The sequence below is a fragment of the Agromyces mangrovi genome, assembly GCF_030296695.1.
In the GTDB taxonomy this organism is placed as follows: Bacteria; Actinomycetota; Actinomycetes; order Actinomycetales; family Microbacteriaceae; genus Agromyces; species Agromyces mangrovi.
In genome coordinates, this window is record NZ_AP027737.1 from 908,776 (window position 1) to 927,843 (window position 19,068).

Sequence of the window (19,068 nt, forward strand, 5' to 3'; positions counted from 1 at the left end):
TCCCTTCGTCGTCGGTGGAACGTGCCGCAGGCGGCATCCGTCAGTCGTCGTGGCCCTCTGCGACCCAGCGGTCGACGACGATCTCGCCGTCGAGCGCGTAGACGCCGATCACGCGCCCCGTGAACGACTCCGTCACCTCCGACGAGAGGAATCGGCCGTCGATGCGGGCGAGCTCGACGCGCTCGCCTGCGATGGTCGCGGCGAGGTGGAAGACGTCGCTGGTGGAGAGCAGGCCCGTACCGGGCTCCGGCCGCCGCGACGCGAGGTGCAGGTCGAGGGGGCCGCCGTCGAACGGGTGCGTCCACTCCTGGAGCAGCCCGCCGATCACCGCGCGCGCCGTGACCAGGCCCGCGCCGACCTCGAGATCGACGTGGTACTGCTCGTCGTAGCGCACGGTGAGGCCGCCGACGCCCGCGGAGGCGTCGAGGCGCACGGTGACCTCGTTGGTCAGGTGCTCCTGGCGGCGGCCGAGGAACACCGGCATCGCGTCGGCGAGCGTGCTGCCGTCGGCACGGAGCTTCAGCCGGCCCGGGTGCGCGTCGAGGTCGGCCACCTCTCCGGGGAGTCGCCGCACGGCGATCCACTCGTCGTCGAGGGGGCGGTCGAACGCCACCTCGACGCGGGTGCCGGAGCGCGGGTCGAGCTGCACGGGGGCGATGGCGGGCCAGCCGTCCGTCCAGGCGACGGGGCTGACGAACGTCTCGCGGCCGAGCGCCGAGAACGCGCGGGTACCGCTGCGGGGGCGAACGCCCAGCAGGACGCACAGCCAGTCGCCACCGGGCCCCTCGACGAGGTCGCCGTGGCCGGTGTTCTGGATCGGGCGCGGGGTCGACCGCGCCGACACGAGCGGGTTGCCGGGCGCACCGGTGAACGGCCCCTCGGGGGCGTCGCCCCGGGCGATCGAGATCGCGTGGCCGCGCTCGGTGCCGCCCTCGGCGATCATCAGGTACCAGCGGCCGCCGATCTCGTAGAGGTGCGGCGCCTCGGGGAACATGAGGCCTGTGCCCGACCAGAGCGAACGCGGCTCCTCCAGCGCGCGGTGCGCGTCGAGGTCGACGCGCACCTGCTGGATGCCGAGGTGCGTCGGCGCATTCGGGTCCATGGCCCCGTCGAACTGAAGGCCCGAGAAGGTGACGTAGCAGGTGCCGTCGGCGTCCCAGGCGATGTCGGGGTCGATGCCCGAGACCCCGCCGGCGCCGTCCTCGGTGCGGATCAGGTCGCCGTCGCTCCACGGGCCGGCCGCGTCGTCGGCGGTGAAGTGCAGCATGCCGCGCCCCATCGCGTCGGTGATCACGAGGTGGAAGCGGCCGTCGTGGTGCCGGATGGTCGGCGCCCATGCGCCGCCGCCGGTGGGCACCGTCTCGACGCCGAGCTGGCCCGGACGCGTCGCGACGTGGCCGACGAGCTCCCAGGTCTCGAAGTCGGTGGAGCGGTGGATCGGGATGCCGGGCAGGTACTCGAACGAGGAGGTCGCGAGGAACCACTCGTCGCCGACCCGGACCACGCTCGGGTCGGGGTGGAACCCGTTCAGCAGCGGGTTGTGCAGGGTGGTCATGCGTCGATGCTCCAGTCGAGGTCGATGCGCGGATCGACGGCCGAGGCCGAGATCCGCAGTGCGAAGGTACCGGGTTCGACCGCCCACTCGCCCGCCCAGTGGGCGAACCGGCGTGCGGGCAGCGGGATCCGCACGGTCACGGACTCGCCGGCGGCGGCACGTGCCACGGCGTACCCCACGAGCCAGCGTGCGGGGCGCTCGATGCGGGAGTCGGCGCGCTCGGCGTACACCTGCACGACCTGCTTGCCCGCACGGTCGCCGGTGTTGGCGAGGACGACCTCGAGCTCGTCGCCCTCCCGACGTGCGGACTCCCACGACCAGGTCGTGTAGCCGAGGCCGTGGCCGAACCAGAACGCGGGCTCGGCGCCGGAGCGCAGCCACGCGCGGTAGCCGATGTGGATCCCCTCGGTGTACTCGAGCACACCGTCGACGGGGGTGACGTCGCGCACCGGCACGTCCGCGAGCGCGGCCGGCCAGGTCGTGGGGAGTCGGCCGCCGGGTTCGGCGACCCCGGTGAGCACGTCCGCGAGCGCCGTGCCGAACTCCTGCCCGCCGAAGTAGCCCTGCACGATCGCGGCGACGTCGTCGGCCCAGGGCAGCACCACCGGCGAGCCCGCGTTCACGACCACGACCGTCGGGGTGCCGGTCGCGGCGACCGCGCGCACGAGGTCGTCCTGTCGTCCCGGCAGGTCGAGGTCGGAACGGTCGTAGCCCTCCGACTCGACCTTCGAGTTGGTGCCGACCACGACCACCGCCACGTCGGCGGACGCCGCGGCCTCGACGGCCGCCGCGATGAGCGCGTCGGCGTCGGCGTCGTCGGGAGCGATGCCGAGGGTGGCGGACAGTGCGCCCGAGAGGCCGCCCTCGGTCGGCTCGGTGGTGAGTTCCAGGCGGATGCGACGGGCCACGCCGGCCTCGAACGCGACCGGAGCCGTCGACGACGGCGGGTTGAGGAACGCGGCACCGAGGTCGTCGCCGTCGACCACCGGAGCCTCGTCGAGGACCAGCACGTCGTCGACGAACAGCCGGCCGGGGTGCGCGCCGCCGAAACCGAGCAGCACCTCACCGGTCTCGTCGGCGGCGTAGTCGGTCTCGAAGACGACGCTGCGGCTCGCCGAGATGGGCGCGTCCCCTCCGAACCAGACGAGCGCCGTGGCGCGTCGGTCCTCGGCGAAGAGCTCGGCCCCTGCGGCGTCGCGGAAGGTCACCCGCATGCCCGGGCCGCCGGTCACGGGGTTGGTCAGGCGCGCGAGCGGAATCTCGGCGACGCCCTCCTGGACGACGGCGCCGAGCGAGTACGTGACGCGCGCGTCGGGAAGCGCCGCGCGCAGGCCGTCGAGCGGGGAGACGATCCGCTCGGGGATGACCGTCGCGCTGCCGCCGCCCTGGGTGCGAGCCTCTCGGGCGTTGTGACCGACGACCGCGACCCGCGCGAGCGCGGCCCGGTCGAGCGGGAGCACCCCGGAGTTGCGCAGCAGCACGGTGCCCTCGATCGACGCCTCACGGGCGATCGCGGTGGCATCCACCGCTGCGGGCACGACGGGCGTCGCGTCGCCGAGCGCGCCCACCCGTTCGGCGAGCAGCAGGATGCGCAGCACCTTGCGGTCGAGGTCGGCCTCCGCGACGCGTCCGTCGCGCACGGCGTCGGCGAGGTCCGCCCACGCCGGTGCGGGCCCGGGCATCGCGAGGTCCTGCGCGGCGGGCACCGCGTCGAGCGAGCGCACGGCGGTCCAGTCGCTCACGACGACGCCGTCGAACCCCCACTCGGAGTTCAGCGGTGTCTCGAGCAGGTCGTTCTCGGTCATCGTGACGCCGTCGACCGAGTTGTACGCGCTCATGACGCTCCACGCGCCGGCCTCCACCGCACGCTCGAACGGCGCGAGGTAGAGCTCGCGCAACGCGCGCGCGTCGACGCGCACGTCGACGGTGAACCGGTCGGTCTCGCTGTCGTTGGCCACGTAGTGCTTCGGGGTCGCGGCGACGCCGTTGTCCTGGAGCCCGCGCACGTAGTCGGCGCCGAGGCCGGCCGAGAGCTCGGGATCCTCGCTGAGGCACTCGAAGTGGCGCCCGCCGAGCGGGGAGCGGTGGAGGTTGATCGTCGGCCCGAGGACCACGTCGACGTCCTTGCGGCGGGCCTCGGATGCCGCGGCGGCACCGTACCGGTAGGCGAGGTCGTCGTCCCAGGACGCGGCGAGCGCCGAGCCGGACGGCAGGTTCAGCGACGGCTCCCGCTCGTCCCAGCGCGGCCCGCGCACGCCGGCGGGCCCGTCGGAGAGGGTCATCGCGCGCAACCCGATCTCGGGGACGGGCACGGTGGCCCAGAAGTCCGCGCCCTGCACGAGGGCGGCCTTCTGCTCGAGCGTCAGCCGGTCGAGCAGGGGTTCGAGGTGGGCCGTGGAGGTGGCCTCCGGGCCTTCGGTCGCGGTCATGCTGCGGCTCCTTCGCTGCGCTCGGCATCCAGCATCGCGCGTCGCTCGGTGCGGCGCTGCTCCTGCTTGTCGGGGTCGGGGACGGGCGCCGCCATGAAGAGGCGCTGGGTGTACGGATGCTGCGGGTGCGATGTGACCTGGTCGCCCTCGCCGGACTCGACGATCTCCCCGCGGTACATGACCGCGACCCGGTGGCTGATGTGGCGCACCACCGCCAGGTCGTGCGTGATGAAGAGGTAGGCGACGCCGGTGCACTCCTGGATGTCGATGAACAGGTCCAGCACGCGGGCCTGGGTCGACAGGTCGAGCGCCGACACGGGCTCGTCGCACACGATGAGCTTCGGGTCGAGCGCGAGCGCGCGGGCGATGGCGATGCGCTGCCGCTGGCCGCCGGAGAACTCGCGTGGCAGCCGGCTCCGGGCGTCGGCCGGCAGGCCGACCTGGTCGAGCAGGTCGCGCACGCGGCTCTTCGCCGTCTTCGTGGCGGTCCCGCGTGCCGTCAGCGGCTCGATCAGGATCTGCTCGATCGTGAGGTTCGGGTTGAGCGACGAGTACGGGTCCTGGAAGACCACCTGGATCTCGCTCGACAGCGCGCGGCGGTCGCGACGGTGCAGGTGCGAGATGTCCTGCCCGGCGTAGGTGATCGTGCCGCCGGAGACCGGGGCGAGTCCGAGCACGGCACGGCCGAGCGTGGTCTTGCCCGACCCCGACTCGCCGACCAGCCCCACGGTCTCGCCCGGACGGATGTCCAGGGAGACGCCCTTCAGAGCGCGGAACGGCTGGGCGCGGAACCCCTTCCCGGGGTACTCGACGACGAGTTCGTCGACCGTGAGCAGCGATTCGGTCATGACCGTCCTCCTTCGGCGGCGTACGCCGTGCGCGCGGGACCCTCGTCGAGGATCGCCTCCAGCAGCGACGACGTGTACGGGTGGCTGGGGTGTCCCAGGATCGTGCGGACCGGGCCCTGCTCCACGAACCGGCCCTGCTGCATCACCGACACCCGGTCGCAGAGGTCGGCGACCACCCCGAAGTTGTGGGTGACGAGGAGCATCGCCATGTGGCGTTCGGCCTGCAGGTCGCGCAGCAGGTCGAGCACCTCGGCCTGCACGGTCACGTCGAGCGCGGTCGTCGGCTCGTCGGCGATGATGAGGTCGGGGTCGGTCGAGACCGCTCCGGCGATGAGCACGCGCTGCGCCATGCCGCCCGAGACCTCGAACGGGTACGCCTTGAACGTGCGGGTCGGCTGCGGGATGCCCACGCGCTCGAGCAGTGCGAGCGAGCGCTCGGTGGCATCCTTCCTCGACAGTCCGAGGTTCTTGCGCAGCGGCTCGACGAGCTGGTGGCCGATGGTGAACGACGGGTCGAGGTTCGACATCGGCTCCTGCGGGATGTACCCGATGCGCTTGCCGCGGATGCCCGCGTAGGCGCGCTCCCCGGCGTCGGCGAGCTGCGTGCCCTCGTAGTCGATGCTGCCGGCGGTCACGTGACCGCCGCGCGGCAGCAGGCCGAGCACCGCGAACGCGGTCTGGGTCTTGCCCGACCCCGACTCGCCGATGAGGCCGTGCACCTCGCCCTTGCGGATGTCGAGCGAGACCCCGTGCACCACCTCGACGTCGGCGCCGCGCGGCTGCTGGTAGGCCACGTGCAGGTCGCGGATCCGCAGCACGACCTCGGTCGCATCCCGGCCCGACTGCGCGTCATCGCCGTGCACGATGGTCGCATCGCCGGCGGCGAGTTCCTCGTCGTCGTCGAGGTCGGCGCCGCTGGTGGCGATCGACGTGGTGACCGCGGCGATCGAACCCGTCGCCCCGGTGACCGCGCGACGACGTCGCCGTCGCACCGCGACGGTGCGCTCCAGCACGTCGCGCATGGCGTTCGCGAGCAGGGTGAGCGCGATGCAGGTCAGGGCGATCGCGAGCGACGGCCAGATCATGAGCGACGGCGCCCGGTAGATGTTCGCGAACCCGTCGTTGAGCATCGAACCCCAGGTCGGCACGCTCATGTCGCCGAGCCCGAGGAACTCCAGGCCCGACTGGATGGCGATCGCGATGCCGGCGATGATCGCCGACTGGATGATGATCGGCGCGCGGACGACCGAGAGCACGTGCCGCCCGATGATGCGGACGTCGCTGAGGCCCGAGACGCGCGCGGCGTCGACGTAGAGCTCGCTGCGCACGGCCGTGACCGACGCGTAGACCAGCCGGTAGTACGCCGGCGACAGGAGCACGCCGAAGACCAGCATCGCGAGCCAGACCGACGGGCCGAGCACGGCGCGGGCCGCGAGCAGCACCACGATGCCGGGCAGCGCCATGATGAGCGAGGTCACCCAGGAGGAGACGGAGTCGAACCAGCCGCGGTAGTACCCGGCGATGAGGCCCGAGATGACGCCGATGAGCAGCGCCGTGACGACGGCGACGAGGGCCGCCGCGAGCGTGACCTGGGTCGCGACCAGCAGGCGGGAGAGCACGTCGCGGCCCGATCCGTCGTTGCCGAGCGGGTGCTCGGCGCTCGGCGGGGCGAGCACGAGCTGGAGCGACGCGAGGTTGGGGTCGTAGGGCGCGATCCAGGGCGCGATGAACGCGACGACCAGCAGCAGGCCGAGGAACACGAGGGAGGCGAGCCCGAGCGGCCGGCGCACCAGGCGCCGCAGCAGCGACACCTGCGCCGGGCCCGTCGGGACGGTGTTCGGGACTTCGACGGCGGTGGTCATGACAGTCGCACCTTCGGGTTGAGCGCAGCCTGCGCGAGGTCGATGAGGAGGTTCACGATGATGACGATCACCGCGAAGACGAGCACGAGGCCCATCACGACGGGGATGTCGCCCGCGGCCGTCGCGGTCACGGTGAGCTGGCCCATGCCGGGGAGCGCGAACACCTGCTCCACGATCACGGCGCCGCCGAGCATCCCGACGAACTGGAGGGCCAGCACGGCGAGCGCCGGCCCGCCGGCGTTGCGCAGCACGTGCTTGTACACGACGCTGCCGCTGGAGAGCCCGCGGCTGCGGAGCGTGCGCACGTAGTCGCGCGACATCGCATCGAGCACCGAGCCGCGCACCTGCTGCGAGACGGCCGCGATGGCGGCCAGTGACAGGGCGATGATCGGCAGCGTCACCGACGACACCCAGCCGGAGAACGAGGTGGTGATCGGCACGTAGCCGGTGGCCTTGAACCAGCCGAGGTTGATCGCGAAGATCAGCACGAGGTACAGCGCGATCAGGAAGCCCGGGATGGCGAACCCGATGATCGCGACGAACTGCACGACGGCGTCGACCCAGCCGCCGCGGCGGGCGGCGAGGACACCCAGCACCACCGCGATGACGGCGGAGAGGATGGTCGCGCCGATCACGAGCGACAGGCTGACCGAGAGCCGTCCGGACAGGCTCACCGACACCAGCTGGCCGTTGAACCACGACCGGCCGAGGTCTCCGGCGAGCGCGGAGGTCAGCCAGTCCCAGTACTGGGCGGCGAGCGGGCGGTCGAGGCCGAGCTCGGCGGTCTTGCGCTCGACGAGCTCCTGGGTGGCGCTCTGGCCGAGGATGCGGCGGGCGATGTTGGCGCTGTCGAGGTAGAGCAGCGTGAAGGCGACGACGGTGATCACGCCGAGCATGATCACGCCCGAGACCAGGCGTCGCACGATGAACATGAGCATGAGTGGCTCCCGTGGGTGTGGTGCCGGCCCGCCCGCGGTCGCGGGCGGGCCGGCTGCGGTCTACTGCTTCGGCTGGAAGTCGTAGATCGCGGGGTAGGCGTTGGTCGGGAGCATCTCGACGGTCGTCTGGGCGTCCGTCGCGACGCTGCCCTGCACGCGGTAGAAGGGCGCGAACCAGGCCTGCTCGACGATGTAGCGGTTGAGCTCCTTGGCCACTGCGGCCTGCGTCTCCTCGTCGCCGAACTGGATCTGCTCGATGTACTCCTGGACCTGCGGGTCCTCGTACCCGGTCGGGTTGAACACGGCGGTCGGGGCGATCATGAACTGGATGAGCTGCCAGTCGGGGTTCTGCTCGAGCGCCATGAACACCAGCGGGTACTTCGGGGCCAGCATGTCGGCGATCGCGTTGCCGATGGCCACGTCCTCGAAGGTGATCGTGACGCCCACGTCGGCGAGCTGCTGCTGGACGAGGGTGTAGGTGTTCGCACCCAGCACGGAGATCGACATGCTGTCGATCGCGAGGCCGTCGGCGTAGCCGGCCTCGGCGAGGAGCTCCTTCGCCTTCTCGGGGTCGTACGTGTAGTACTCGTCCAGCTCGGGGTCGTACGCGTCCGAGGTCGCCGGGAAGACCTGGGTCGTCACGGTGCCGTTGTCGTTCTGGAGCGCGGTGAGCAGCGATGCGCGGTCGAAGGCGTAGTTGAGCGCCTGCCGGACGCGGACGTCGCCGAGCGCCTCGTTCATCTCGCCGGCACGATCGAACAGCAGCAGGCCCTGGAAGTCGAGCTCGTTCGCGTTGACCGTCCAGCCGGACGCCTCAACCTCGACGAGGTTGTCGTTGTTGGCGAGCTTCACGCCGTTGGCCTCGCCCGCCTTGATGGCGTTCAGCGCGGCGGTCGGGTCGCTCAGCACGTTGATGACGAGGTCGTCGTAGTGCTGGACGTCGGGGTTCCAGTAGTCCGGGTTCTTCGTGTACACGTACGAGGTGCCCGTGACGGTGGCCGCGGTGTCGAGCATGTACGGGCCGGAGCCGACCGGCGTCGTGGCGAGGTCGGGGCTGTCGAGGGATGCCTCGGCGCCGATCAGTCCCGGGTCGCGGGTGAGGTAGTTCAACATTGCCGGGTCGGGCGCGCTGAGCGTGATCACGACGGTGGAGTCGTCTGCGGCCTCGAACGAGTCGATTCCGGCGAAGTAGCCGGCGTCGGGGGAGGTGCCGTCCTTGAACCGCTGGAGGTTCGTGACCACCACATCAGCGGTGAGCGCGCTGCCGTCGGTGAAGGTGACGTCGTCGCGCAGGGTCAGGGTGAGGACGGTGTTGTCCTCGTTGTACGACCAGTCGGTCGCGAGCCACGGCTCGATCGTGCCCTCGGGGGTGGCGACGAGGAGCGTGTCGTACACGGCCTGGTAGTACGGCGCCCGGTTGCCCCACTCGGAGCCTGCGGGGTCGAACGTGGTGGGCTCGGCGATCGCGCCGAGGGTGAGCGTGCCGCCGCTCGCGCTGCCGTCACCGTTGCCGGAGTCGGCTGCACCGGCGCAGCCGGTGAGGGCGAGTGCGGCGATCGCGAGGGTGGCTGCTGTGGCCTTCCAACGGAACATCCTTGGTCCCTTCCTTGCGGCGATTCCCCTGTGGATCGCCTCTGACGAGGACGGTAGCAGGGATTCCAAGTGTGCACTAGGTTTTTAGGATAAAAATCTAGCGAGCGTGTGGGATTTGTTATAGAACTGTCGGGAAGGGCTCCTCGCGAGACGCCGACGATGGCGTCGCCCGGGGATACGGTGAGACGATGACCGACACCACGACCACTCCGAAGCGGAAGCCCCGCGGCGAGTACGCCAAGAGCGCCGCGACGCGCAGTGCGATCCTCGACGCCGCGCTCGAGGTGTTCGCGGAGTCCGGGTTCCGAGCCGGCTCGCTCCGCGAGATCGCCGCCCGAGTCGGCATGAGCGAGGCCGGGCTCCTGCACCACTTCCGCAACAAGGGTGCGCTGCTGCGTGCCGTGCTCGATCACCGCGACGAGCAGTCGCGCGCACTCGTGGACTTCGACGACCCCGATGGCGTCGAGACCCTGCGCGGCCTCGTGGCGCTGGCTCGGCACAACGCCTCGACCCCGGGCGTGGTCGAGCTGTACTGCACGCTCTCGGCCGAGGCGACCTCCGTCGGCCACCCCGCGCACGAGTACTTCCTGCGCCGCTACGAGAGCGTACGCGCCGCGGTGTCGGACGCATTCCGGCGGATCGCCGACGCGGGCCGGCTGCTGCCCGGCGTCGACCCGTTCCGCGCCGCCGTCGCGACTATCGCGCTCATGGACGGCCTCCAGGTGCAGTGGCTGCTCGACCCGTCCTCCACCGACATGGAGGCCGCGCTCTCGGAGTTCTTCCGCGGGTTCGTGAGCGGGTTCGACCTCGAGTCGCTCGAGCAGGCGCTCGACGCACGCACGCCGGACGAACCGGGCGGCAGCCCCGCAGCATCCGTCGACGTCCTCGGGAGCGCGTCGTGATCCGCCGCGCGCTCCACGACGGGTGGACCGTCGCCCCCAAGCTCGGCGCGTTCGAGCAGCCGGCCGACGGGGCCGGGCCCGTGCCGGTCGTGCTGCCGCACGACGCGATCCGCGACCTGCCGCGCTCGGCCGACAGCGACCAGGGCGTGAACACCGGCTACCACCCGGGCGGGGTGTTCGAGTACGCCACCACGCTCGACGTGCCCGCGGCCTGGCGCGACCGCACGGTGCAGCTCGAGTTCGAGGGCGTCTACCGCGATGCGATCGTGCTCGTCGACGGCGACGTCGTGGCGCACGAGCCCAACGGGTACAACGGCTTCGTCGTCGACCTCGATTCGCACCTGCGACCCGGCGCGACGCAGCGCATCAGCGTCGAGGCACGTGCGCACCGCGACAGTCGCTGGTACTCGGGCGCCGGGATCTACCGGCCGGTGCACCTCGTCGTCGCCGACCCGGTCCACATCCCGCTCGGCGGCACCACCGTGACCACCCCCGACATCGACGGCGAGCGCGCGATCGTCGAGATCGCGACGGCCGTCGTCGACTCGACCCGTCACGCGCGCACGCTCCGACTCGCCTGGCAGGTGACCGATCCCGGCGGAGCCGTCGTCGCCACCGCGGATGCCCCGGTGACGGTGCTCCCCGGCGAGCCCGCCGTCGCCCGCGCGCGCATCGCCGTCGACGGCCCCGCGCTCTGGCACCCCGACTCGCCGTCCCTCTACCGGGTGCGGGCGAGCCTCGCCGACGCGGGCGCGGAGATCGACTCGGATGCCGTCGAATTCGGCATCCGCCGGGTACAGGTCGATCCCGCCAGGGGCCTGCGCATCAACGGCGAACCCGTGCTGCTGCGCGGCGCGTGCGTGCACCACGACAACGGCCCGCTCGGCGCCGCCACGTTCGACGACGCCGAGGATCGACGGGTGCGGCTGCTCAAGGCCGCCGGCTTCAACGCGCTCCGCAGCGCCCACAACCCCATGAGCCGGGCCATGCTGGAGGCCTGCGACCGGCACGGGGTGCTCGTCATGGACGAGCTGACCGACGTCTGGACCCGTTCGAAGACCGCGTTCGACGGCGCCCCGACCTTCCCCGACCGCTGGCGGCGCGACGTCGCCGCGATGGTCGCGAAGGACCGCAACCACCCGAGCGTGGTCATGTACTCGATCGGCAACGAGATCCTCGAGCTGGGCACGCCGCACGGCGCCGCCTGGAGCCGCCGCATCGCCGAGGAGGTCCGCGCGCTCGACCCGACGCGCATCGTGACCAACGGCATCAACGGCGTCATTGCGAACCTGTCGCTCATCGCCGAGGAGATGGGCGGGCCCGAGGCATCCGACCCCAACACCATGATGGCCGAGATGGGCGAGCGGATGGCGCGCATGAACGCCTCGTCACAGGTGAGCGACTCCATCGAGGAGTCCGCGTCGGTGCTCGACGTCGTCGGCTTCAACTACGCCGACTCGCGGTACCGGCAGGACGCCGAGCAGTACCCGCACCGCGTGATCGTCGGCTCCGAGACGTTCCCGGCGCACATCCCCGCGATGTGGGCCCTCGTCGAGGAGCTGCCGCACGTCATCGGCGACTTCACGTGGACCGGATGGGACTACCTCGGCGAGTCGGGCATCGGCCGCGTCGACCGCACCGACGTCGACGGCTACGTGCCCACGGGCACGGCGGGACCGTTCCCGTACCTCACCGCAGAGTGCGGCGACCTCGACATCACCGGGCATCGCCGCACCATCTCGTACTACCGCGAGATCGTTTTCGGCCTGCGCACCGCCCCGTACCTGGCCGTGCACCGTCCGCAGCACCACGGCCGGCCGACGGCGACCACCCCCTGGTCGTGGGACGACTCCGTGGCGTCGTGGTCGTGGGACGTCTCGCCCGGCTCACCGGTCGTGGTCGACGCGTACGCCGACGCCGACGAGGTCGAACTGCTGCTCGACGGGGTCGCCGTGGGCACCGCGCCGGTCGGCGAGGCGGCGCCGTTCCTGGCGCGGTTCGAGACGACCTGGCATCCCGGCGAGCTGACGGCGGTCGCGCGGCGCGACGGAGTCGAGGTCGGCCGGCACGTGCTGCGGAGCGCCGGCGGGCCGCTGCGGCTGGTGGTGCGTCCCGAGACGGAGGGCGTGGCGCCCGACGGGCTGGCGTACGTGGCGATCACGATCGAGGACGCGGCCGGAATCGTGCCGTGCGACGCCGACCGGCAGGTCGCGGTACGCGTCGACGGGGGCGAGCTCGCCGGCCTCGGCACCGGCCGCGCCCGCACCGAGGAGTCGTTCGGGGGCCGTCGGTCACGTCGTACGACGGACGCGTGCTCGCGATCGTGCGACCGACCGGCACCGGCGACATCCGCATCTCGGCGTCCGCCGAGGGCCTGCCCGCCGCGTCGGCCGACGTCCGCGTCGACTGAGCAACGGAGTCGCCGCCCTCAGCGGAGGGCGGACGTGTCGCCCCGCCCGGGGCTGACGGATCGGCACGCAACGCGTGCACGATCGACCCCCAGCGCGACTTGCCCGCGCGCGTGCGAACGGCGATGCTGAATCGATGGGACTCGTCATGCGCCGCGCCGGTTCGCCGGCATGACCTCGCGCGTCGCGGTACCCGACTCGTCCCTCGACCCCGGGACCCGGCGCATGCTCGCGCGCTTCGCGCCGATGATCTACGGGCCGACCCTCCTCTTCGGGCTGGGCGAAGGCGCGCTGCTGCCGCTGCTGCCCGTGATCGCGTCCTCGCTCGGCGCCGACGTCGCCCAGGCCGCCCTCATCGCGGCGGTGATCGTGTTCGCGCGACTGATCGGCAACCTGCCCGCGGGGTGGCTCGTGGCGCGCATCGGCGAGCGGCGCACCATGGCGATCGCCGGATGCCTCGCGCTGGCCGGCGGCGTCGGCGTGCTGCTCGCCCCCACGCTCGCGCTGCTCGCCGTCGCCGTGTTCTTCATCGGGCTCTGCGCGGCGGCGTTCGGCCTCGCCCGGCACGCGTTCATGACTACGCGGGTGCCGCTGCACTACCGCGCGCGGGCGCTCTCCGTGCTCGGCGGCTCGTTCCGCCTCGGCATGTTCGTCGGCCCGTTCGTCGCCGCCGCACTGCTCGCGCTCACCGGCACCGAGTCGTCGGCCGTCTGGTGCTTCATCGCCTGCCTGGTCGGCCTCGTCGCGCTCGTACTGCTCGGCCGCGACCCCGAGGAGCAGCTCCGCTCCGAGCAACTGCTGCCCACCGCGAACCGGTCGGCCTCCGGCGAGCGCACGCGTGCCGACGGGGTCTGGGTGACGATGTGGCGGAACCGCGGGGTGCTCGCGCGGCTCGGGCTGCCCGCGGCATCCCTCTCGGGGCTCCGGCAGGCGCGGGTCTACCTGCTGCCGCTCTGGGGCGTCTCCCTCGGACTCGCGCCCGAGGTCATCGCGCTCGTCGTCGGCATCACGGGCGCCCTCGAGTTCGCGCTGTTCTACACCAGCGGACAGATCATGGACCGCTGGGGTCGCCTGTGGGCGGCGCTGCCGTCGATGGTGCTCATGGGCGGCGCCTTCGTCGGACTCGCGTTCACGCACGACCTGGCCGCGGCGGAGAGCTGGTTCGTCGCCGGCGCGGTCGTCGTCGGGGTCGGCAACGGGCTCTCCAGCGGCATCCTCATGACCCTCGGTGCGGATGTCGCGCCGCCGGCCGAGCCCGCCCCGTTCCTCGGCTCGTGGCGCATGCTCACCGACGTGGGCGCGGCCGCCGCGCCGCTCGTGATCGCCGGCGTCGCCGCCGCGGTCAGCCTGCCGGTCGCCACGGCGGTGATCGGCGTCGCCGGGCTGTTCGGCGCCGCGGGCTTCAGCGTGTGGGTGCCGCGGTACGTGCCGCACCGGCGCTGACCCGGCGCCCCTCGGAACACCCCGGGCAAATGCCCGATGCCGTCGGGCGCGTGACGGGCTTCACTGTCGTGCATGGATGCCACCAGTGGGCCTGCGGCCGCCCGGCCCCGCACCCTCGCCCACCCGCGATCGCTGCTCGCGCACGCGCGGGAACGGCTGCGCACTGCGGCGGGCCGGCGCATCGCCGTCGCGGCCGGCGCCGCGCTGCTCCTGGTCGGCGCGGTCGCCCTCGCCGGCACGTCGCGCATCGCGCTCGCCGACCTGATCGAGCTGCCACCGCCCGCGACGACCGCGGGCACCGACGACTTCAGCTGCACGCTCACGGTGACCGGTGCGGCCGAGTGCGCCGGTGACGACTTCGGCGGGCGGGCGCAGGGTGAGCGCGGTCCGTTCACCGCCCTCACGGCGGGCGAACGACACGCGTGCGGGCTCACCCCCGACGGCGCCGCGGACTGCTGGGGCTGGAACCACTACGGGCAGGCGCTCGATCGGCCCGGGCCTTTCACGCAGCTCGCGGCGGGCAGCGACCACACCTGCGGGCTGACGCACTCGGGCGCCGTCATCTGCTGGGGCATGAACTTCGCCGGGCAGGCGCTCGACCACGACGGCCCGTTCCTCCGCCTCGAGGCGGCGGACCGGACGACGTGCGGCATCGCGCCGGACGGCTCGCGCGAGTGCTGGGGCGACGTGCACGCGGCATCCGCCCTGCCCTGATCGAGCGGACGGGAGCACCCGGCCGAGCGACTACCGTGGAGGCATGGCGACGGCGACTCGGGACATGGTGCTCCTCCCCGGCGGCACGTTCCGGATGGGCTCGGACGAGTTCTACCCCGACGAGCGGCCGGTGCACGAACGCACCGTGGCGGCGTTCGCGCTCGACCGTTACGAGGTCACCAACGCGCAGTACGCCGAGTTCGTCGACGCCACCGGCTACGTGACCGTCGCCGAGCGTCCGCTCGACCCCGCCGAGTTCCCCGGCGTCGACCCCGCCGAGCTCGTGCCGGGCGCGATGGTCTTCACGCCCACCGCCGGCCCCGTCGACCTGCGCCAGTGGCGGAACTGGTGGCGGTGGCAGCCGGGCGCCAGCTGGCGGCATCCGTTCGGCCCCGACTCGGGCATCGACGATCGTCTCCAGCACCCGGTCGTGCACGTCGCGTTCGAGGACGCGACGGCGTACGCCGAGTGGGCGGGCCTCCGGCTGCCGACCGAGGCCGAGCACGAGTACGCGGCACGCGGGGGTCTGGTCGGCGCGCGGTTCGCATGGGGCGACGAGCCGTACCCCGGCGGCGAGGCGCTCGCCAACTCGTGGCTCGGGCGGTTCCCGTACGACAACCAGGGGGTCGGCGGCACGGCGCCGGTCGGCTCCTACCCGGCGAACGGCTACGGCCTGTACGACATGACCGGCAACGTCTGGGAGTGGACGAGCGACTACTACACGCCCCGGCACGTGCAGCTGTCGGATGCCCCGGTCGACCCGGGCCGCCGTACCAACCTGCTCGCCGCGGCGAGCGCCCAGGAGGGCTTCCCGAACATCCCCCGCCGGGTGCTGAAGGGCGGGTCGCACCTGTGCTCGCCCGACTACTGCCTGCGCTTCCGACCGGCCGCCCGCTCACCCCAGGCCGAGGACACCGGGCAGTCGCACATCGGCTTCCGGTGCGCGCGCGACGCCTGAGGCATCCGCTCGCTGTTCACCTGCACCCCCTGTCGCCCCGGCGCAGGGGGTGATTGTATGGCCGTGTTCCCCACTCGACGGTTCCCCCATCGACGCAGGAAGGACACGTCATGGCAGACACGCCCAACATCCTCATCATCTGGGGCGACGACATCGGCATCTCGAATGTCAGCGCCTACTCCGACGGCCTGATGGGGTACCGCACCCCGAACATCGACCGCGTGGGCGACGAGGGCGTGCGCTTCACGGACTACTACGGTGAGCAGAGTTGCACCGCCGGCCGCGCGGCCTTCATCACGGGGCAGAACCCGTACCGCACCGGCCTCACGAAGGTCGGCATGCCGGGCGCCGACATCGGGCTGCGCGCCGAGGACCCGACCATCGCGACCGCGCTCAAGGAGCACGGCTACGCCACCGGGCAGTTCGGCAAGAACCACCTCGGCGACCGCGACGAGTTCCTGCCCACCATGCACGGGTTCGACGAGTTCTTCGGCAACCTGTACCACCTGAACGCCGAGGAGGAACCCGAGCACCCCGACTACCCCACCGACGACGAGATCCCGAACTTCAGCGAGCGCTTCCGCCCGCGCGGGGTCATCCACTCGTGGGCCAACGGCGACGGCACCCAGCGCGTCGAGGACACCGGGCCGCTGACCCGGAAGCGCATGGAGACCTGCGACGAGGAGTTCCGCGACGCGGCCGCCGACTTCATCCGCAGGCGGGCCGACGACGACACCCCGTTCTTCGTCTGGTTCAACTCGACGCACATGCACTTCCGCACGCACACGAAGGAGTCGAGCCGCGGGCAGGCCGGCCGGTGGCAGTCGGAGTACCACGACACGATGATCGACCACGACAACCTGGTCGGCGACCTGCTCGACCTGCTCGACGAGCTGGGCCTCGCCGAGAACACGATCGTCATGTACTCGACCGACAACGGGCCGCACATGAACAGCTGGCCGGATGCGGGTATGACCCCGTTCCGCAACGAGAAGAACTCGAACTGGGAGGGCGCCTACCGCGTGCCGGCGATGGTGCGCTGGCCCGGGCACATCCCGGAGGGCACGGTGCTGAACGGCATCGCGAGCCACGACGACTGGTTCGTCACGCTGCTCGCCGCGGTGGGCGACCACGACGTGGCCGATCGCCTCGCGGCGGGCACCGAGCTCGCAGGCTCCCATTTCAAGGTGCACCTCGACGGGCACGACCTGCTCCCCTACCTCACGGGCGAGGTCGACGAGAGCCCGCGCAAGCACTTCTTCTACGTCTCCGACGAGGGCGACCTCACCGCGATCCGCTACGACAACTGGAAGATCGTGTTCCTCGAGCAGCGCACCCAGGGCACGCTCGCGGTCTGGCTCGACCCGTGGGTCGAGTTGCGCGCGCCGAAGCTGTTCAACCTGCGCACCGACCCGTACGAACGCGCCGACCAGACGTCGAACACCTACTACGACTGGCTGCTCGACCGGGTGTTCCTGTTCGTGCCGGCGCAGGCGTACGTGGCGAAGATGCTGTCGACGCTCGAGGAGTTCCCGGTGCGCCAGCGGCCGGCGTCGTTCACGATCGACCAGGTGCTGGAGAAGCTGCAGGACGTGGCCGGGAACTCCTGAGGCGAGCGCGCCTGGGTGGGCCGGACTGGCTCGTCCCTGCGGGTTGGGCGAGCGCGACCGGGTCATAGGCTGACTGGCGGAGGGAGGGCGCGGTGAGCTCAGCGGCATCCGATTCGGTCGGGGCAGCGCTCGCCATCGTGCAGGCGTCGCTCGAGTACGCCGGCACCGTGGCGTTCGCGATCTCCGGCGCGGTCGCGGCGGGCCGCAAGCAGATGGACCTCGTCGGGGTCGTGGTGCTGGCCTGCATCGTGAGCGTCGGCGGCGGCACCGTACGCGACCTGCTGCTCGGCAACACGCCCGTGTTCTGGGTGCAGAACCCTACGTTCCTGCTCGTCGGCGCGGTCACCGCACTCATCGTCGTGCCGCTCACGCGCACCCGCGCGCTCGACCTGCTGCGGCGCTACCGCATCGTGCAGGTATCGGATGCCGCGGGCATGGCGCTGTTCGTCGTCGTGGGCACGAACGTGGCGATCCAGGCCGGGGCCGACCCGATCGCTGCGGCCATCATCGGCGTGATCGCAGGCGTCGGCGGCGGCATCATCCGCGACATGCTCGCCAACGAGATTCCCGACGTGCTGCGGGGCGGGCAGTTCTACATCACGGCGGCGCTCATCGGCGCGCTCGTGTACGTGCTGCTGCTCGAGCTCGACGTGCCCGAGCTGGTCGTGTTCTGGGTGCCGATCGTGATCATCCTCGCGATCCGCATCGTGTCGGTGCTCACGCGCTGGGGCGTGCCGACGTTCACGTACGACGCCCCGCCGACCGGGCAGCTGCCGACGATCGATCCCGACGACCTGCGGCGGTGAGGCACCCCCGCCCGCTTGAGGGCCGTTTCTTGGCCTGAGGGCCGAAGCTTCAGCCCTCGGACGAAGAAGTGGCCCTCGGGCGCACTCTGCGAACGGATGCCCCGTACGGTCACCACGCGTCCCAGTGCAGGACGTCGGCGAGCGGACGGCGACGTGCTGGCCGGAAGTCGGTGCCGATCGTGTAGGCGATCGGGAACAGTCCGGCCTGCGTGACCCGTTCGAAGGGGATGCCGAGCAGTTCCGCGACGCGCCGCTCGCCGTCGTTCGGGAGGTGCAGCGTCGTCCACGCCGAGCCGAGGCCCCGCTCCCTGAGGGCGAGCATGAAGCTCCACACGGCGGGGAGGATCGACCCCCACGCGCCGGCCTGCTCGCTGACGTCGGCGTCGTCGAGCCGCCCCCGGATGCAGGGGATCAGCATCATCGGCACCCGCTCGAAGTTGTCGGCGAGGGAGTCCGCCGAGTCGGCCACCCGTCGCGCCTGTTGGGCTCGCGCATCCCCTGGGGTGAACGTCGGGCCGGGCGCGTCACGGTACTCCCAAAAGTTCGACCGGTAGATCTCTGCGATCGCCGCCTTCGTCTCGGCGTCCTCGACGACGACCCAGTGCCAACCCTGTCGGTTCGACCCGGTCGGTGCCTGCAGGGCGATCTCGAGGCACTCCTCGACGACCGACCGCTCGACGGGACGATCGAGGTCGAGCCGCTTGCGGACGGAGCGGGTCGTGGTGAGCAGCTGGTCCGCGGAGAGGTGCAGGGTCATGCTGCCAGTCTGACATACCGGTCGGTCGGTTCTGCCTGCGCGAAGTGACGTTCCGGTCCCTGGCGCAACGGCAGCAGCGGATGCCCGGAGACGACGAAACCCCCTCCGGAGAGGGGGTTTCAGCGAGCGGTACCGGTGGGATTTGAACCCACGGTGGGCTTTCACCCACACAACTTTTCGAGAGTTGCACCTTAGGCCGCTCGGACACGGTACCGCCGAATATCCTAACCGCGACGGGGCTGTGC

Annotated in this window: 14 protein-coding genes and 1 tRNA gene; 7 read left to right on the forward strand and 8 right to left on the reverse strand. The window is 71.8% G+C overall.

Features of this window, described 5'->3' with window-relative positions; all coding sequences use genetic code 11:
* Positions 1 to 40: 40 nt before the first annotated feature.
* Genes QUE38_RS04350 through QUE38_RS04375 form a run of 6 tightly spaced genes read right to left on the reverse strand, consistent with a single transcriptional unit; the run spans position 41 to position 9,225 of the window.
* Positions 41 to 1,555 (reverse strand): glycoside hydrolase family 43 protein, encoded by a 1,515-nt coding sequence (locus tag QUE38_RS04350; RefSeq protein WP_286310393.1) that lies wholly within the window; start codon positions 1,553 to 1,555, stop codon positions 41 to 43.
* Positions 1,552 to 3,984: a beta-glucosidase family protein gene (locus QUE38_RS04355; RefSeq protein ID WP_286310394.1), complete on the reverse strand. Its 2,433-nt coding sequence runs from the start codon at positions 3,982 to 3,984 to the stop codon at positions 1,552 to 1,554. Before QUE38_RS04355 ends, QUE38_RS04350 begins: the two co-directional genes overlap by 4 nt.
* A complete protein-coding gene (locus QUE38_RS04360; RefSeq protein ID WP_286310395.1) occupies positions 3,981 to 4,832 on the reverse strand; it encodes an ATP-binding cassette domain-containing protein in 852 nt (283 codons plus the stop codon). The genes QUE38_RS04355 and QUE38_RS04360 overlap by 4 nt, the downstream gene beginning before the upstream one ends.
* Entirely contained in the window at positions 4,829 to 6,694 is a 1,866-nt protein-coding gene (locus tag QUE38_RS04365) for a dipeptide/oligopeptide/nickel ABC transporter permease/ATP-binding protein (RefSeq protein WP_286310396.1), read from the reverse strand. Before QUE38_RS04365 ends, QUE38_RS04360 begins: the two co-directional genes overlap by 4 nt.
* A complete protein-coding gene (locus QUE38_RS04370) occupies positions 6,691 to 7,632 on the reverse strand; it encodes an ABC transporter permease (protein ID WP_286310397.1) in 942 nt (313 codons plus the stop codon). The genes QUE38_RS04365 and QUE38_RS04370 overlap by 4 nt, the downstream gene beginning before the upstream one ends.
* A 60-nt stretch (positions 7,633 to 7,692) precedes the next feature.
* Entirely contained in the window at positions 7,693 to 9,225 is a 1,533-nt protein-coding gene (locus QUE38_RS04375; RefSeq protein ID WP_286310398.1) for an ABC transporter substrate-binding protein, read from the reverse strand.
* 188 nt (positions 9,226 to 9,413) lie between these two features.
* Here QUE38_RS04375 and QUE38_RS04380 point away from each other — a divergent pair, with 188 nt between their 5' ends.
* The 7 genes from QUE38_RS04380 (at position 9,414) to QUE38_RS04410 (ending at position 18,066) form a co-directional block, all read left to right on the forward strand.
* Positions 9,414 to 10,127 carry a TetR/AcrR family transcriptional regulator gene (locus tag QUE38_RS04380; protein WP_286310399.1) on the forward strand — a complete coding sequence of 238 codons (714 nt, stop codon included), beginning with the start codon at positions 9,414 to 9,416 and terminating at the stop codon, positions 10,125 to 10,127.
* Positions 10,124 to 12,667: a glycoside hydrolase family 2 TIM barrel-domain containing protein gene (locus tag QUE38_RS04385; protein WP_286310400.1), complete on the forward strand. Its 2,544-nt coding sequence runs from the start codon at positions 10,124 to 10,126 to the stop codon at positions 12,665 to 12,667. The genes QUE38_RS04380 and QUE38_RS04385 overlap by 4 nt, the downstream gene beginning before the upstream one ends.
* 39 nt (positions 12,668 to 12,706) lie before the next feature.
* Positions 12,707 to 13,978, forward strand: coding sequence for an MFS transporter (locus tag QUE38_RS04390; protein ID WP_286310401.1), 1,272 nt, complete (start codon positions 12,707 to 12,709; stop codon positions 13,976 to 13,978).
* 72 nt (positions 13,979 to 14,050) lie between these two features.
* Entirely contained in the window at positions 14,051 to 14,692 is a 642-nt protein-coding gene (locus QUE38_RS04395; RefSeq protein WP_286310402.1) for an RCC1 domain-containing protein, read from the forward strand.
* Between the two features lie 64 nt (positions 14,693 to 14,756).
* Positions 14,757 to 15,650 carry a formylglycine-generating enzyme family protein gene (locus QUE38_RS04400; protein ID WP_286310403.1) on the forward strand — a complete coding sequence of 298 codons (894 nt, stop codon included), beginning with the start codon at positions 14,757 to 14,759 and terminating at the stop codon, positions 15,648 to 15,650.
* Positions 15,651 to 15,760: 110 nt separating this feature from the next.
* Positions 15,761 to 17,260, forward strand: a complete 1,500-nt coding sequence (locus QUE38_RS04405) for an arylsulfatase (RefSeq protein ID WP_286310404.1) — start codon at positions 15,761 to 15,763, stop codon at positions 17,258 to 17,260.
* A gap of 92 nt (positions 17,261 to 17,352) precedes the next feature.
* Entirely contained in the window at positions 17,353 to 18,066 is a 714-nt protein-coding gene (locus QUE38_RS04410; RefSeq protein WP_286310405.1) for a trimeric intracellular cation channel family protein, read from the forward strand.
* A gap of 109 nt (positions 18,067 to 18,175) precedes the next feature.
* Here QUE38_RS04410 and QUE38_RS04415 read toward each other — a convergent pair whose 3' ends face one another.
* Complete coding sequence (locus QUE38_RS04415) at positions 18,176 to 18,823, reverse strand: nitroreductase family protein (RefSeq protein WP_286310406.1); 648 nt, start codon at positions 18,821 to 18,823, stop codon at positions 18,176 to 18,178.
* A 127-nt stretch (positions 18,824 to 18,950) separates the two neighbouring features.
* A tRNA-Ser gene (locus QUE38_RS04420) sits at positions 18,951 to 19,037 on the reverse strand.
* Positions 19,038 to 19,068: the final 31 nt, after the last annotated feature.